A 15600-nucleotide genomic window follows, 5' to 3' on the forward strand; every position below is an offset into this window, starting at 1 on the left:
GGAAAACGGCCGCGCGGGGCAGCCTGTCTCGTCGAAACGGTAATCACATTCACAACCGGGCGAGGCCCGGCTGTCCCGCTCCCTCCCCACACCGCTTCGCAAGAAGCGGCGCAGAGTCGTGCCGGATCATCGGAAAAAATTCATGCGTCACAACGGTTCATTGTCCACAGCCCGGCCCCGGCCTATCTTGCTGAAATGACGACGCGCTGGACGCCCGAGAGCTGGAGATCGAAACCCGTCACGCAGATGCCGACGGACTATCCGGACATGTCCGCCCTGAATCGCGTCGAGGACGAGTTGCGCGCCATGCCGCCGCTGGTCTTCGCCGGCGAGGCGCGTCACCTGACCGCCAAACTGGCCCAGGTCGAGGCCGGCGAGGCCTTCCTGCTCCAGGGCGGCGACTGCGCCGAGAGCTTCAAGGAGTTCTCGACCGACAACATCCGCGACACCTTCCGCCTGATCCTGCAGATGGCCGTGGTGCTGACATTCGCGGGGCGCAAGCCGGTGGTGAAGGTAGGCCGCATCGCCGGCCAGTTCGCCAAGCCGCGCTCATCCTCGCTGGAGACCATCGGCGACCAGACCCTGCCCAGCTATCGCGGCGACATCATCAATGGCATGGGTTTTACGCCGGATGAGCGGGTCCCGGACCCGCAGCGCCTGCTGCGCGCCTACAACCAGTCGGCCTCGACCCTGAACCTGCTGCGCGCCTTCGCCGGCGGCGGCTACGCCGACCTGTACAACATCCACCGCTGGACCATGGGCTTCGCGACCGACAGCGCCTATGGCGCCAAATACCGCGACCTGGCCGACAAGATCACCGAGGCCCTGGCCTTCATGGAGGCGGTCGGCGTCACCCCGGAAAGCCATCCCGACCTCAGCCGGGTCGAGGTCTTCACCAGCCACGAAGCCCTGCTGCTCAATCTCGAGAGCGCCCTGACCCGGCTCGACGGCGCGACGGGCGAATGGTTCGACACCTCGGCCCACATGGTCTGGATCGGCGAGCGGACCCGCCAGCTGGACGGGGCCCACATCGAATTCGCGCGGGGCATCAAAAACCCGATCGGCCTGAAGTGCGGCCCGACCATGGAGCCTGACGACCTGCTGGCCCTGATCGACGTCCTCAACCCCGACAACACCCCGGGCCGCCTGACGTTGATCGGCCGCTTCGGCGCGGACAAGGTCGGCGACCGCCTGCCGCGGCTGATGCGGGCGGTGAAGGCCGCGGGGCGCCGCGTGGTCTGGTCGATCGACCCGATGCACGGCAACACCCTCAAGGCCGGCAACGGCTACAAGACCCGCCCCTTCGAGCGCATCCTCGCCGAGGTGCGCGGCTTCATCGACGTGGCCGAGGCCGAGGGCGTCCACCCCGGCGGCGTTCACCTCGAGATGACCGGCCAGAACGTCACCGAATGCCTCGGCGGCGCCCAGGCCCTGACCGAGGACGACCTCTCCAGCCGCTACCACACCCATTGCGATCCGCGCCTCAACGCCGACCAGGCGCTGGAGCTGGCCTTCCTCGTCGCCGAGCGGCTGAAGGCGGGACGCCGCGACCGATCCGAGGCGGCCTGACCATGGCTTCCGTCGCTCGCCCTCCCAAGGATGCCGCCGGCGGGCGCTGCGCCTACCAGGGCGCGCCCGGAGCCTTCAGCCACGAAGCCTGCATCGACCTGCGCCCGTGGGACGAGCCGGTCGCCTACGACAGTTTCGAGGCGGCGATCGGGGCCCTGAAGGCGGGCGAGGTCGGCTGCGCCCTGATCCCGGTCGAGAACACCACCATCGGTCGCGTCGAGCCCGCCGCCACCCTGGTCGAGAAGGCGGGCCTGACCGCGGTGTCCGAGGTCTGGCGGCCGATCCGTCTGGCCCTGATGGCCCCGGCCGGCGCCCGGCTGAGCGACATCAAGACGGCCGAAAGCCATCCGGCCGCCCTCGGCCAGTGCACGGCCACGCTGGCGAGCCTGGGCGTCGAGCCGGTCGAGGCCTTTGACACCGCCGGCGCCGCCCGCGCCGTGGCCGAAGCCCGCGACCCGACCCGCGCCGCCGTCGCCCCGGCCCGGGCGGCCGAGGTCTATGAGCTGTCGATTCTGCGCAACGACATCCAGGATTCGGCCGACAACCGCACGCGCTTTGTCCTGTTGAGCGCCTGATCGCTTGACGACGCACGATCCTTGCGCGCAATGACGCTTATGGTCCGTTCGCAAGCCCTCGCTGCGATGTCTTTCGCCCGCCTCGCCGCGGCCGCGGACCTGTATTTCTACGGCTTTCGATACGCCGGCTGAGGCGTCGGGCATCGCGTCCTGACCGCCTCGCCGGCGACCGCTCCGCGACGGAGCGGCGGCTCGCAAACGCCCCGAAGCCTGTATCGAAATCGAAAGTCCCGCCGTGCCCCATACCCGTATCGCGCCCGCCCTCCAGCAGGTCTGGCCCGCCCCCCGCGAAGTCTCCGCCGAACAGATGGCCCTGGCCGCCCTGCGCCACGAGATCGACGTCCTCGACGACCAGCTGCTGGCCCTTTTCGAGCGCCGTCTCGCCATCGCCGCCCGCGTCGGCAAGGCCAAGGACGCGCCCTCCGGCCCGCACCTCAAACTGCGCCCGGACCGCGAGCAGGCCGTCCTCGACCGCGTCCTCGCCCAGGCCGGGCCCGCCAACCGCGAGGCCGTCGAATCCCTCTGGCGCCAGATCGTCGGCTGGGGGCTGGCGCGTCAGGGAAGGATGCAGGTCCAGGTCTGGTCGCCGGTCGAACCGACCCGCGCCTTCGACGGCGCCCGGCTGCGCTTCGGCGCGGCGGCGGACATGAAGGCCGTGCGCGACCCCCAGGCCGCCCTCGCCTGGGCCGCAGGGGGGCACGGCGTGGCCGTGCTGGCGGTCAATGCGGGCGACCCGTGGTGGACTGGACTGCGCCGGGAATGGTCTGAACTCAGCGTCTTCGACGGCTTCGGCGGCGAGACCCCGACCGCGCTGGCGGTCGGCCGCATCGATCCGGCCGCCTTGCCCAGCGGGCGCCGCGTGCTCGTCACCGCAGGCGGCGACGCCGGCGACGGCTCCGGCATCCGTCGGCGGGGCCTCGACACCCACCACGGCTGGACCCTGTCCCTGACGGACGCGGCCCTGCCCGTCGGCGGCGACGAAGGCTGCGTGGGCTCGATCGGCTAGACGGCCATATTGTCGATCAGCCGGGTCTTGCCCAGCCAGGCGGCGGCGAGGATGCGCGCGGGGCCATCGACGGTCCCGCCCTCGAACGCCGCCAGATCGTCCGCCCGCCGCACGGCGACATAGTCGACGTGGCTGAAGCCGGCTCGCAGCAGCGCCTCGCGGGCCCCGTCTTCGATGGCGGGAAGGGGAGACCCGCCCGCGGCGCGCACGCCGGCTTGCGCCAGCACGCCGTTCAGCCGCCGCGCCACCTCCAGCTCGTCCGGCGACAGGTAGGCGTTGCGCGACGACAGGGCCAGGCCGTGGCCGTCGCGGATGGTCGGCAGTCCGACGATCTCCACCGGAATATCCAGGTCCCGCACCATCCGGCGGATGACGATCAGCTGCTGGAAATCCTTCTCGCCGAACAGCGCCACGTCAGGCTGGACCTGGTTCAGCAGCTTGGCCACCACCAGCGCGACACCGCCGAACATCTGCGGACGGAACGCCCCTTCCAGCCCCTCGGCTGGCGCGCCCACCGACACCGTGGTCGTGGCGTCGGCTGGATACATCTCCTCCACCGACGGGGCGTACATCAGGGCGCAGCCTGCCCCCGCCAGCAGTTCGGCGTCGCGGGCCTGCTGTCGCGGATAGGCGCCGAGGTCCTCATGGGCGGCGAACTGGGTCGGGTTGACGAACACGCTGGCCACCACCCGGTCAGCCCGCTGGCCCGCCTCCCGCACCAGGGTCAGGTGGCCGTCGTGCAACGCTCCCATGGTCGGCACGAAACCGACGGTGAACCCCTGCCGCCTCCAGCCGCTTACCGTCTGGCGCAGGTCCGCGATGGTGCGGGCGATGGGCAGGTCTGGAGTGTCGGGCATGGTGAACGGATTAACCCTTCGCCTTAAGCGTGCTTGTGAACCGTGCTTCAAAGCCCGGCGTGCCAGTGTGCCGCTTATGACGCCGCGTCTCCTCATCCGTCCAGTGCTGGCCTGTGTGGCCGCCGGCTCCCTGTCCGCCTGCGGCATGGTCGACGCCGACCCGCACCGGTTCGAGACCATGGCCGAGGCCGTCGCCGCCATTCCCCTGGACGGGCAATCAGGACCGGCGGGGAAGACCCCGGGGGCGACCCGCTCCGCCGCCGAAGCCGGCCTGCGCCCGGCCCTGCAGGTTCAGGTCATGGAGCCGCACGCCCTGTGGGACGCCCGCGACGGCGGCCTGCGCGCCATTGCGGAAGAACAGGGCCAGCGCCTCGCCGCGGCCGCGGCGCCCGCCGTGACCGACGCCGTGGTCCGCAATGTCTCCACCCGCATCGACGAGGCCGCCGCCCAGGCGGGGCTTCGGCCCGCCCGCTCGCCGGTCGCCGCCGCGACGGGCGCCGCGGGCGACCTCGTACAGATCGGCGCCTATTCGAGCGAGACCGCCGCCCGCGCCGCCTGGGCCCGGCTCGATCTCGACGGCCTGACACCGGTGTACGAAGCCGCCGAAGTCGGCGGTCGCCGCCTGACCCGCCTCAAGGTTCGCGCTCCGGCCGCGGGCGCGGCGGCTGTCTGCGCCGCCGCCGGCATCGACGATCCGTGGTGCCGTCGCGGCGCCTGACGCCCGCATCCACAGCCCGATACCGCCGCTCCGTTGACGGCGCGCCCCGGCCCGGCGATTCTCGCGTAACAGGGCCGCGCGTCGAGTCGGCGGTCGTCGGAGCTTCGGAACATGGCTGACCCTACGGTCATCGTCGTCGGCAATGAAAAGGGCGGGGCGGGCAAGTCGACGCTCGCCATCCACATCGTCTGCGGCCTGCTGCACGCCGGCAAGACGGTCGCGATCATCGACCTGGATCTGCGCCAGCGTTCGATGGCCAAATTCTTCGCCAATCGGGCCGCCTGGATGGCCGGCAACGGCCAGGTCCTGCCCATGCCCTTCGAGCCGGACATGGGCGACGGCAAGGCCCTCGCCCGGGCCGACGAGAGCGAGCAGCTCGAGCGCTTCAACGCCGCCTTCGCCGAGGCTCGCGCCAGCGCCGAGGTCATCCTGATCGACACCCCCGGCGGCGACACCCTGCTGTCCCGCACCGCCCACGGCCTCGCCGACCAGATCGTCACCCCGATGAACGACAGCTTCGTCGACTTCGACCTGCTCGGCCAGATCGACCCGGTCACGCTCGACCTGCTCAAGCCCTCGATCTACTCTGAGAGCGTCTGGGAAGCGCGCAAGCACCGCGCCGTCACCCAGGGTCGGCACGCGCAGATCGACTGGATCGTGGTCGTCAACCGTATGGCCGTCGCCGCCGCCCGCAACCGCCAGCGTCTGGAAGAGCGGATGGAGAAGCTGGCCCGCCGGGTCGGCTTCCGCATCGGCCCCGGTCTGCGCGACCGGGTCATCTACCGCGAGCTGTTCCCGTTCGGTCTCACCGTCGCCGACCTCTCCAACGACGTCCGACCCGTGGCGGTGTCCCTGGCCCACGTCTCGGCCCGGCAGGAGCTGCGCAATCTGATGCAGGCGCTCGGCCTGGACGGAGGCTCGCTGGACGCCCCGCTGGACGAAGCGGCGTGAGGTCTTGAGCCTCGTCTGGCTGGCGCTGGCGGCGATCGCCGTCTGGGCGCTGGTGCGGCTGGGCCGCCAGACCGAGCGGCGGGGCAGGGGTCACTGGCGCGTCACCGCCACCCTGTTCAGCGCCGTCCTGATCGCGGGCGCCGTGCTGCTGGCGGCCCGCGGCTCCTGGCTGGCCGCCGCCGCCCTCGCCGGAGCTGGTTTCTGGCTGACGGTGTCGTCGCGTCAGCGCGCCCCGGCTCCCCGGACGGAAGCGATGACGCCGGCCGAGGCCCGGTCTCTGCTCGGCGTCTCGCCCGACGCCACGCCGCAGCAGATCAACGCCGCCTGGAAGCGGCTGATGGCCCGCGCCCACCCCGACCAGGGCGGCACTGAAGGCCTCGCCTCCCGCCTCAATGCGGCGCGGGACCGACTGCTCAAGCCCTGATCAGGTCGCGGCTTTCTTCGCGGCCGGCTTCTTCGCCGCCGCCTTCTTCGGAGCCGCCTTCTTCGCGGCCGGCTTCTTGGCCGGAGCCTTCTTCGCCGGCGCCTTCTTGCCCTTCGGCGCCGCCGCGGCCCGCGCCGCCAGCAGCGGCAGGGCGTCCTCCAGCGTGAGGTCCTCGGGCGTCGTGCCCTTGGGCAGGGTGGCGTTGATCTTGCCCGACTTCACATAGGGCCCGAAGCGACCGGCCATGACATGGATCGGCTCGCCCGTCTCCGGATGCGCGCCGAGGTCCTTGAGCGGGGCCGCGGCCGCGCCGCGACCGGCGAACTTGCCCGCCCGCTTCTCGGCCAGCAGCACCACGGCGCGGTTCAATCCGATCTCGAACACCTCGTCGATGTCGGCGACATTGGCGTAGGTCCCGGCGTGCAGCACGAACGGTCCGTAGCGGCCGAGGCCGGCGGTGATCGGCTTGCCGTCTTCCGGGTGCATCCCGACCTCGCGCGGCAGGGCCAGCAGCCGCAGGGCCTGTTCAAGGCTCAGCGATGCGGGGGACCAGCCCTTGGGCAGGGACGAACGCTTCGGCTTCTCCTCGCCGGGCGGGGTCGTCTCCACATAGGGGCCGAAACGGCCGATCTTCAGCGACACCGGCTGCCCGGTGACCGGATCGACGCCCAGTTCGCGGTCGCCGCCCTCGGCGCCGCCGTCCGCCGCGTCCGGCGACGCCACCGGCCGGGTGTATTTGCAGTCCGGATAGCGCGAGCAGCCGATGAAGGCGCCGAACCGGCTGGTCTTCAGGCTCAGCTGGCCCTGATGGCACAGCGGGCATTCGCGGGGATCCGAGCCGTCCTCCGTCTGCGGGAAGATGTGCGGTCCCAGCGACTCGTTCAGCGCGTCGAGGATGGCCGTGGTGCGCAGTTCGCCCGCCGCCTGGGTGGCGACATGGAAGTCGGTCCAGAATTCGCGCAGCAGAACCTTCCAGTTCAGGTTCCCGGCCGAGACCTCGTCCAGCCGGGTCTCCAGCGCCGCGGTGAAGTCGTACTCCACCCATTTGGCGAAGAACTGCTCGAGGAAGGCCGTGACCAGCCGGCCCTTGTCCTCCGGATAGAAGCGGTTCTTGTCGGTGCGGACGTATTCGCGGTCGCGCAGGGTGGTCAGGATCGAGGCGTAGGTCGACGGCCGGCCGATGCCCAGCTCTTCCAGCTTCTTGACCAGGGTCGCTTCCGAATAGCGCGGCGGCGGCTCGGTGAAATGCTGTTCGGTGCGAATAGCCTCGACCCTGGCCACGGCGCCTTCCTTCAGCGCCGGCAGGCGGGTGGTGTCATCCTCGTCGTCCTCGCCCGACTTCGGCTTGTCGTCGCGGCCTTCCTCATAGACGGCCATGAAGCCGTCGAAGGCCACCACCTGGCCGGTGGCGCGCAGCCCGGTCTGGCCGTCCGGCGTCTCGACCTCGACCGTGGTCCGGTCCAGCCGCGCCGACTCCATCTGGCTGGCGACCATCCGCTTCCAGATCAGCTCGTACAGCCGGGCCAGATCGCTCTCCAGCCGCAGCGTGTCCGGCGCCCGGGTGATGTTGGTTGGCCGGATCGCCTCGTGCGCCTCCTGGGCGTTCTTGACCTTGGTCTTGTAGTAGCGCGGCTGCTCCGGAACATAGGCCGGACCGAACCGGGCGCCGATGACCTCGCGCGCCTGGGCGATGCCCTCGGGGCTGACCGACAGGCCGTCGGTTCGCATGTAGGTGATCAGACCGCCGGTGTCGTCGACGCCCTCATACAGCTTCTGCGCCGCCTGCATGGTGCGTTGGGCCGTGAAGCCCAGCTTGCGCGAGGCTTCCTGCTGCAGGGTCGAGGTGGTGAAGGGCGGCGACGGGCTGCGCTTGACCGGCTTCTTCTCGATCGACCGGATCGTGAACTGCCCGGCGTTGATTGCCTCGCGCGCCGCGGTGGCCATTGCCTCCGAGACGATGTCCAGCCGCTGCACCCGCTTGCCGGCGTGCTTGACCAGGCGAGTCGTGAACGGCGGGCTGTCGGCGGTCAGGTCGGCCTCGACCGACCAGTATTCCTGCGCCTTGAACCGCTCGATCTCCATCTCGCGGTCGACGACGATGCGCAGCGCGACCGACTGGACCCGTCCGGCCGAGCGGGCGCCGGGCAGCTTGCGCCACAGCACCGGCGACAGGGTGAAGCCGACCAGATAGTCCAGCGCGCGGCGGGCCAGATAGGCCTCGACCAGCTCCATATCCAGCTCGCGCGGGGCCGCCATGGCGTCCAGCACGGAGGCCTTGGTGATGGCGTTGAAAGTGACCCGCTGGACCTGCTTGTCCTTCAGCACCTTCTTCTTGGTGAGGATCTCGAGCACGTGCCAGCTGATCGCCTCCCCCTCGCGGTCGGGGTCGGTGGCGAGGATGATGCGGTCGGCCTTCTTGGCCGCCTCGGCGATCTCGGACATCCGCTTGGAGGCGCGGGCGTCGATCTCCCACGACATGGCGAAATCGTCGTCAGGCAGGACCGAGCCGTCCTTCGACGGCAGGTCGCGAACGTGCCCGTAGGACGCCAGGACGGTGAAGTCCGGGCCCAGATATTTGTTGATGGTCTTGGCCTTTGCGGGGCTCTCGACGACGACGAGGTTCATGCGGGGAGGGGGCCTTCAAGGGGCTCGAAAGGGGGCGGAACGTGGTTGGCGCGGGCGTCGCTGTCAATCGGCGTCGGAATTCTGACCCTCGATCACAGCGAAACCAGCCCTCCCGGCAGCAGGGTCGCGCGACCGGCGAGGCTCAGCTCGAGCAGGGCCGCGGCCACCGTTCCGATCGGCGCGCCCACGGCCCGGGCGATCTCGTCGCGCGGCGTCGGCGTCGGCGACAACAGGGCGGCGACCTGCTCCAGCAGGGCCACGTCGACGTCCTCAGGCGCGTTGGCGAACGGAGGGTCGGCGGGCGGTTCCCGCAGGGTGCGCAGGCTCGAGAACGCCCGTTCCACATCCTCCAGTCCCTCGCACAGGATCGCGCCGTGCCGCAGAAGTTCGTTCGGGCCCCGCGAGCGTGGATCCAGCGGCGACCCCGGCACGGCGAACACGTCGCGGCCTTGTTCCGCCGCCAGCCGGGCGGTGATCAGCGAACCCGACCGAAGCTCGGCCTCGACCACGATGACCCCGCGCGACAGGCCCGAGATGATGCGGTTGCGACGGGGAAAGTCCTTCGCCTGCGCCCGGGCCCCGACCCGGCTTTCCGAGACGACACAGCCCTGTTCGGCGATCTGGCGATACAGGTCGGCGTTGTCCGGCGGATAGACGTCGTCCACCCCGCCGCCCAGCACGGCCACCGTCCCGGTCGGCAGGGCCCCGGCGTGGGCCGCGCCGTCAATGCCTCGCGCCAGCCCCGAAACCACCACATGTCCGGCCTCGCCCAACTGCTGCGACAGGCCCCGCGCGATGCGCTGCCCGCCGGCCGAAGCGATCCGGGCCCCGACCACGGCGATGCAGGGGCGGGCGGTCAGCGCGAAGGCGCCCAGCGCCCACAGCACCGGCGGCGGCGGATCGACGGCCGCCAGCATCTCCGGATAGTCGGCGTCGCCCTGCACGATCAGCCGCGCGCCGAGCCGCGTCCCGGCCTCGATCTCCGCCTCGATGACGGACCCGGGCGGCAGGTCGTGGCCGTGGCCCCCGCCGCGCCGGATCAGGTCGGGCAGGGCCTCGATGGCGCGTTCGGCCGAGCCGAACCGGTCCAGCAGCTGTCTGAAGGTGACCGGGCCGACCCGGTCCGTGCGCGCCAGCCGCAGTCGGGCGAACCGCTCCGTCTCCGGCAGCGGCGCCCGCGCGGTCACGCCTTCCCGGCCCCGATGCGCGGTTCGGCGCCTCTGAGCAGGCGGCCGATATTCTGGTGATGCCGGACCCAGATCAGGGCCGCGGTGAAGGCCGCGAGCACGAGGATCGGTGCGGAGGTCGGCAGGCCCAGCGCCGCCAGCGGCAGCAGGGCGTAGGCCGGCGCCGCGGCGGACGACACCAGGGCCGCCAGCGAGGAGATCCGGAACAGGGCCGCCACGATCAGCCACGTGGCCCCGGCCAGCAGTCCCAGCGGCCACGCCGCCGCCAGCAGAAGGCCGAAGAAGGTGGCCACGCCCTTGCCGCCCCTGAAGCCAAGCCAGACCGGGAACAGGTGTCCAAGGAAGGCCGCCCCGCCCGCGATCGCGCCCGCGACCTCGCTGTTGAACAGTTCGCGCGCGATCAGCAGCGCCGCCGCGCCCTTGCCGGCGTCGAGGATCAGGGTGGCGATGGCCAGGTCCTTGCGCCCGGTCCGCAGCACATTGGTGGCTCCGATATTGCCGGAGCCGATGCTGCGCACGTCCTGCCCGGTCACCACGCGGGTCAGGATCACCCCGAACGGGATCGAGCCCAACAGGTATCCCCCTGCGGCCACGAGCGCGAGCGTTCCCAAAGCCGGGCCGACCAGATCCTGCAAGTGATTCGCTCCCCGTTACCGTGCGTCGTGGACGATGCGTCCGCCGACCGCGGTGAGCAAGACCTTGCCTTGCAGGCGGCGCCCGTCGAAGGGCGAGTTCTTCGACTTCGACTTCAGCGCCTCCGCGTCGATCACCACCGGCGCCCCCGGGTCGAAAAGGATCAGGTCGGCCGGCGCGCCCGCGGCCAGCACCCCGGCCTCAAGGCCGAGCAGGGTCGCGGGCCCGTGTGTCAGGGGCCGCAGGATGTCGAGCAGATCGAGACCGTCCTCGTGGTGCAGCGACAGGGCCGCCGGCAGCAGGGTCTCAAGACCCACGGCCCCCGGCGTCGCCTCGGCGAAGGGCCGTCGCTTGTCCTCGGCCGGGGCAGGGGCGTGGGCACTGGTGATGGCGTCGATCAGCCCGTCGCGCACCGCCTCGATCAGCGCCTGCCGGTCGCGCTCGGGCCGCAGCGGCGGATCCATCCGGTAGAAAGTACGGTAGTCGCCGATATCGATCTCGTTGAAGCACAGGTGGTTGATCGACACCGAGGCGGCGACCTCCAGCCCCTTGGCCCGGGCGCGCGCCAGCGTCTCCAGAGCACCCTCGGTGGAAATCTGGTCCACCAGGAACCGCGCCCCGGTCTGTTCGACCAGCGCCAGGTCCCGTTCCAGCTGGATGCGCTCGGCGATCGCCGGCGCCGAGGCGAGGCCCAGCCGCGTCGCCAGCTCGCCTGAGGTGGCCACCGCGCCCTCGCTCAGCCACGGATCAGCCGGGCGGCAGGAAATCAGGGCGTTGAACGCCGCCGCATAGCTCATCACCCGTTGCAGGGTGCGGGTGTTGGCGATGACGTGATCGACGTCAGTGAAATACAGCGCCCCGGCCTCGTCCATCAGGCCGATCTCGGCCATCCGCACGCCGTCCCGGCCCCGGGTCGCCGCGCCCGCCGCCCGGACATTGACCAGCCCGAGCGCCGCGCCGCGCCGCTGGATAAACTCGATCATGGCCGGATCGTCGATGGCCGGATCGGTGTCCGGCTGGATGACGATGGTGGTCACGCCGCCCGCCGCCGCCGACAGCGAGGCGGACTTCAGCGTCTCTTTCGGCTCCGCGCCCGGCTCGCCGGTCTTCACCCGGATGTCGATCAGGCCAGGCGACAGGCACAGGCCGCCCGCATCGACAACCTCGACGCCGGCCGGAGCCGCCGCCCCATGGCCGTGGATGACCTCGACGATGCGCCCATCCTCGACCAGCACCGCGCCGGGGCCGTCGTAGTCCGACGCGGGGTCCAGCAGCCGGGCATTGACGATGGCAAGCGCGCTCATGCCCCCGCTCCCTCTCGCCGCGCCGACAGGGCCGCCAGCACTGCCATCCGCGCCGCCACCCCCATCTCGACCTGATCCTGGATCAGCGACACCGTCAGGTCGTCCGCCACCTCCGAGTCGATCTCGACCCCCCGGTTCATCGGTCCCGGGTGCATCACCTTCGCCCCCGGCTTCGCCCAGGCCAGTTTCTCGCGGTCGAGCCCCCAGAAGCGGAAATATTCGCGGGTCGAGGGGACCAGCGCCCCCTCCATCCGCTCCAGTTGCAGCCGCAGCATCATCACCACATCAACGCCCTGCAGGCCCTCGCGCATGTCGTGGAACACCTCGCAGCCCCAGCGGTCGGCGTCGCCCGGCACCAGCGTCGGCGGCCCGATCAGCCGCACCCGCGCCCCCATCATCGACAGCAGGGCCACGTTCGAGCGCGCCACGCGGCTGTGGGTGATGTCGCCGCAGATCGCCACCGTCAGCCCGCCCACATCGCCGAAGGCCCGGCGCAGGCTCAACAGGTCCAGCAGGGCTTGGGTCGGATGCTCGTGCCGACCGTCGCCGGCGTTGACCACCGAACAGCCGACCTTCTGCGACAGCAGCGCCGCCGCGCCCGAGGCCGAGTGGCGCACCACCAGAACATCCGGCTTCATGGCGTTCAGCGTCGCCGCCGTGTCGATCAGGGTCTCGCCCTTGGCCGTCGACGAGGTGCGCGGGCTCAGGGCCGTCACGTCTGCCCCCAGACGCTTGGCCGCGATCTCGAACGAGGCGCTGGTCCGGGTCGAGTTTTCGAAGAACAGGTTCATGACCGTGCGGCCGCGCATCAGGTCCAGCGACTTCGACGATTGCCGGTTGAAGTCGACGAAGGCGTCGGCGAGGTCCAGCAGCGGCGGGACCATGGCGGCGTTCAGATCGCCTGCGGACAGGAAATGATCGCGGGGGAACGGCGCCAGCCGCTCGTGAATCAGGTCGGTGACGGCGGCGGGCTGGGTCATCGAGGCCCGGCTATAGGGCGGACTCACAGGAAACGGAAGGCCGCGAGCAGCAACGGGATGGTGGCGGCGCTCGCCACGGTCGTGAAAGCCACGACCCCGGCTATCAGCGGCGCGTCCCCGCCCATTTGCCGCGCCAGCACATAGGAGGCGGCCGCGCCCGGCGCCGCGCCCGCCAGCAGGGCGATTCCCTGCGCCGTCCGGTCTCCGCCCAGCCAGCCGCAGACGTAGTACATGGCCACCGGCAGGATCAGCAGTTTGATCGCCGACACCGTGACGATCAGCACCGGCCGCGCGGCGGCGTAGCGGAAACTCAACCCGGCCCCCGCCGTGATCAGGCCCAGGGCGATGGCGCCGGGCCCCATCATCGCGAACACGCCCTCCATCAGCGGGTGCGGCTCCAGCCCGGTCAGGTTCAGCGCCGCCCCCACACCGCAGGCCCAGATGATCGGGTTGCGCGCCAGCGAGCGCAGCGCCAGCCGCCAGCCGCCGCCCTGACCGGCGCCCCATTTCGCGAGAGCCAGCACGCAGATCACGTTCAGCGCCGGGGCCAGCACCCCGAACGCCACCGCCGCCGTACCGAGGCCCGCCTCGCCGAACACCGCCCCCGCGACCGGCAGGAAGACGAAGCCGTTCCAGCGGATCACCCCCTGGAACACGCTGGTGAAGCCGGGGTCGCTGACCGGGATGGCCGGCTTCGCCGCCAGCGTCAGCCCGGCGACCACGAACGACACCCCGATGGTGCTCAGCGCCACGGGTCCGGCCGTGCCCGCGCTGAAGTCCGCGCCCCACACCGCCGGCACGAGGAAGGCCGGGTAGAAGATGAAATAGGTCAGCCGCTCGATTGCGCGCCAGCCGTCGTCGGTGAGCAGACCCCGGACCTTCAGTCCCCAGCCGAGGGCGATCATGGCGAACACCGGCACGATTCCGGCCAGCAGTCCGTTCATCGGGCGGCGGCGTCCCTCAGCCGGTCCAGCGCCCCTTGCAGGATCCAGGCGGCGGCGGTCCGGTCGATGACATTGGCCCGCCGCTTGCGGTTCAGGTCGAGGTCCTCGATCAGGAACCGCTCCACCGCGCTGGTCGACAGCCGCTCGTCCTGGAAGGCGCACGGCACGGCGCGGATGCGCTGCAGATTGCGCGCGAAGGCCCGGCACGACTGCGCCCGCGGCCCCTCCGAGCCATCCATGTTCAGCGGCAGGCCGATCACCAGCCCCGACGCCTTGCGCCCGTCCATCAGCTTCAGCACCGCATTGGCGTCGTCGGTGAATTTCGTCTTGCGGATCAGCACCAGCGGACTGGCGATCATCCGCGTGGCGTCCGACGCCGCCACGCCGATGGTCTTCTCGCCGAGATCGAGCCCCAGCCACGGGGTGCCGGGCGGGGTGGAGGCGGCGAGTTCTTCCAGGGTCATGTCGGTCACGGCCTGCGGGTAGGACTGGCGCGCCCCCGAGTCAAAGTGCAAAGCTTCACCATGTTCTGAAGGGGAGGGTCGTCCGATGAAGCCGCTTCTGTTCCTCACCGCCCTGGTCGGGCTCGCCGCCTGCGACGCCGGGGTCGAAACCCGCAAGGCGGCGGTGCCCCCGGGCGAACAGCCCGCGCCGACGGCAGCCGTCGCGCCGCTCGCCGCCTCCGGCCCGGCCGCGACGCTGACCCCTGAAACCGACGCGGCCCTGCAGGACGCCGCCGCCGTGGTCCGCCTCGACCAGTTGTCGGGGCAGGGGCCGCTCGCCGCCAAGCTGTTCGGCACGGCCGGCGGGGACCCGGCGATGAACGGCCTCTACACCCACATCGCCTTCTTCCAGGACCCGGCCGAGGGCTGGCGCGTCTTCCGCATCGGCGACGTGCTCGACTACCGCGTCCTGTCGCAGCGCCCCGGACGTGTCGATCTGGAGCTGGAGGAAAGCACGATGGACGAGGCGACCGGCCGAATCGGCTCACGCACCCGCCGGGTCATCATCGGCTGGCCGATCGCCGCCGACGGCTCCGCCCCGGCCGAGGTCACGGTCACGCCGGCGCAATAGCGCCCGCCCAATAGCGTCTGAATCCTTGTGAAAGCGGGGCCGGGCGGCTAATCCCGCCCGTTCTGGTTTCGCATTGGAGGGCCGCATGGCCATCGACGCCGCGACCGTGCGCCGGGTGGCGCACCTCGCCCGCATCAAGACCCCGGAGGACCGGCTGGAGCCGCTCGCCCAGGAGCTGAACGGCATCCTCGCCTGGATCGAACAACTCAACGAGGTCGACGTCACGGGCGTCGAGCCCATGACCTCCAATGTCGCCCAGCCGATGCGCCTGCGCGACGACGTCGTCACCGACGGGAACAAGGTCGCTGACGTGCTCGGCAACGCGCCGCGCTCCGCCGACGGCTTCTTCGTCGTGCCCAAGGTGGTCGAATAGAATGTCCGACCTGACCAAACTCACCCTCAAGGCCGCCCTCGACGGCCTCAAGGCCCGCGACTTCTCCTCCGAGGAGATCACCAAGGCCTTCGTCGCCAATATCGACGCCGCCAATCCGCGCCTGAACGCCTACATCGTCCAGACCACGGACAAGGCCCTCGCCATGGCCCGCGCCTCCGACGCCCGGCTGGCGAAGGGGGAGGGCGGCGCCCTCGAGGGCGCCCCGCTGGGGATCAAGGACCTGTTCTGCACCGACGGCGTCCAGACCACGGCCGGCTCCAACATGCTGCGCGGCTTCGTCCCGCCCTATGAGTCCACCGTCACCGCCAACCTGTGGCGCGACGGCGCGGTCATGCTGGGCAAGCTCAACATGGACGAGT

At 71.0% G+C, this 15600-nt stretch carries 17 protein-coding genes; 9 read left to right on the forward strand and 8 right to left on the reverse strand.

Annotated elements, in window-relative coordinates:
* The first annotated feature begins 195 nt into the window (after positions 1–195).
* From V6M45_RS07060 to V6M45_RS07070, 3 genes are all read left to right on the forward strand, one after another.
* On the forward strand, positions 196–1569 hold the full coding sequence (locus V6M45_RS07060; protein ID WP_332654987.1) for a class II 3-deoxy-7-phosphoheptulonate synthase: 1374 nt from the start codon (positions 196–198) through the stop codon (positions 1567–1569).
* Between the two features lie 2 nt (positions 1570–1571).
* Positions 1572–2144, forward strand: coding sequence for a prephenate dehydratase domain-containing protein (locus tag V6M45_RS07065; protein ID WP_332654989.1), 573 nt, complete (start codon positions 1572–1574; stop codon positions 2142–2144).
* A gap of 235 nt (positions 2145–2379) precedes the next feature.
* Entirely contained in the window at positions 2380–3150 is a 771-nt protein-coding gene (locus V6M45_RS07070; RefSeq protein ID WP_332654991.1) for a chorismate mutase, read from the forward strand.
* Here the strand turns inward: V6M45_RS07070 and panC are convergent.
* Complete coding sequence (gene panC, locus V6M45_RS07075; RefSeq protein ID WP_332654993.1) at positions 3147–4007, reverse strand: pantoate--beta-alanine ligase; 861 nt, start codon at positions 4005–4007, stop codon at positions 3147–3149. The genes V6M45_RS07070 and panC overlap by 4 nt on opposite strands.
* Positions 4008–4083: 76 nt before the next feature.
* Here panC and V6M45_RS07080 point away from each other — a divergent pair, with 76 nt between their 5' ends.
* The 3 genes from V6M45_RS07080 (at position 4084) to V6M45_RS07090 (ending at position 6100) form a co-directional block, all read left to right on the forward strand.
* Entirely contained in the window at positions 4084–4725 is a 642-nt protein-coding gene (locus V6M45_RS07080; protein ID WP_332654995.1) for an SPOR domain-containing protein, read from the forward strand.
* A 111-nt stretch (positions 4726–4836) separates the two neighbouring features.
* A complete protein-coding gene (locus tag V6M45_RS07085) occupies positions 4837–5676 on the forward strand; it encodes a division plane positioning ATPase MipZ (protein ID WP_332654997.1) in 840 nt (279 codons plus the stop codon).
* A 4-nt stretch (positions 5677–5680) separates the two neighbouring features.
* The gene (locus V6M45_RS07090) at positions 5681–6100 is read left to right on the forward strand and encodes a molecular chaperone DnaJ (protein ID WP_332654999.1); all 420 of its coding nucleotides are present in this window, start codon (positions 5681–5683) and stop codon (positions 6098–6100) included.
* On the opposite strand, the gene topA is transcribed toward V6M45_RS07090, so the two are convergent.
* The 7 genes from topA to ruvX form a co-directional block, all read right to left on the reverse strand.
* Positions 6101–8725 carry a type I DNA topoisomerase gene (gene topA / locus V6M45_RS07095; RefSeq protein ID WP_332655000.1) on the reverse strand — a complete coding sequence of 875 codons (2625 nt, stop codon included), beginning with the start codon at positions 8723–8725 and terminating at the stop codon, positions 6101–6103.
* A gap of 92 nt (positions 8726–8817) precedes the next feature.
* Positions 8818–9912 carry a DNA-processing protein DprA gene (gene dprA / locus V6M45_RS07100; RefSeq protein ID WP_332655003.1) on the reverse strand — a complete coding sequence of 365 codons (1095 nt, stop codon included), beginning with the start codon at positions 9910–9912 and terminating at the stop codon, positions 8818–8820.
* A complete protein-coding gene (plsY, locus tag V6M45_RS07105) occupies positions 9909–10547 on the reverse strand; it encodes a glycerol-3-phosphate 1-O-acyltransferase PlsY (protein ID WP_332655005.1) in 639 nt (212 codons plus the stop codon). The genes dprA and plsY overlap by 4 nt, the downstream gene beginning before the upstream one ends.
* Positions 10548–10562: 15 nt before the next feature.
* Positions 10563–11849 (reverse strand): dihydroorotase, encoded by a 1287-nt coding sequence (gene pyrC / locus V6M45_RS07110; RefSeq protein WP_332655007.1) that lies wholly within the window; start codon positions 11847–11849, stop codon positions 10563–10565.
* On the reverse strand, positions 11846–12829 hold the full coding sequence (locus V6M45_RS07115) for an aspartate carbamoyltransferase catalytic subunit (protein ID WP_332655009.1): 984 nt from the start codon (positions 12827–12829) through the stop codon (positions 11846–11848). Before V6M45_RS07115 ends, pyrC begins: the two co-directional genes overlap by 4 nt.
* Positions 12830–12852: 23 nt before the next feature.
* Complete coding sequence (locus V6M45_RS07120; RefSeq protein WP_332655011.1) at positions 12853–13773, reverse strand: AEC family transporter; 921 nt, start codon at positions 13771–13773, stop codon at positions 12853–12855.
* Positions 13770–14246: a Holliday junction resolvase RuvX gene (ruvX, locus tag V6M45_RS07125; protein WP_332655012.1), complete on the reverse strand. Its 477-nt coding sequence runs from the start codon at positions 14244–14246 to the stop codon at positions 13770–13772. Before ruvX ends, V6M45_RS07120 begins: the two co-directional genes overlap by 4 nt.
* A 76-nt stretch (positions 14247–14322) precedes the next feature.
* On the opposite strand from ruvX, the gene V6M45_RS07130 reads away from it, so the two are divergent.
* The 3 genes from V6M45_RS07130 to V6M45_RS07140 all read left to right on the forward strand — a co-directional run.
* Positions 14323–14847: a hypothetical protein gene (locus V6M45_RS07130; protein WP_332655014.1), complete on the forward strand. Its 525-nt coding sequence runs from the start codon at positions 14323–14325 to the stop codon at positions 14845–14847.
* 85 nt (positions 14848–14932) lie between these two features.
* Positions 14933–15220 (forward strand): Asp-tRNA(Asn)/Glu-tRNA(Gln) amidotransferase subunit GatC, encoded by a 288-nt coding sequence (gene gatC / locus V6M45_RS07135; RefSeq protein WP_332655017.1) that lies wholly within the window; start codon positions 14933–14935, stop codon positions 15218–15220.
* A 1-nt stretch (position 15221) separates the two neighbouring features.
* Positions 15222–15600: amidase family protein (locus V6M45_RS07140; RefSeq protein WP_332655019.1), on the forward strand; the 379-nt coding region annotated here is incomplete at its 3' end.

This window comes from Brevundimonas sp., assembly GCF_036676055.1.
Lineage (GTDB): Bacteria > Pseudomonadota > Alphaproteobacteria > Caulobacterales > Caulobacteraceae > Brevundimonas.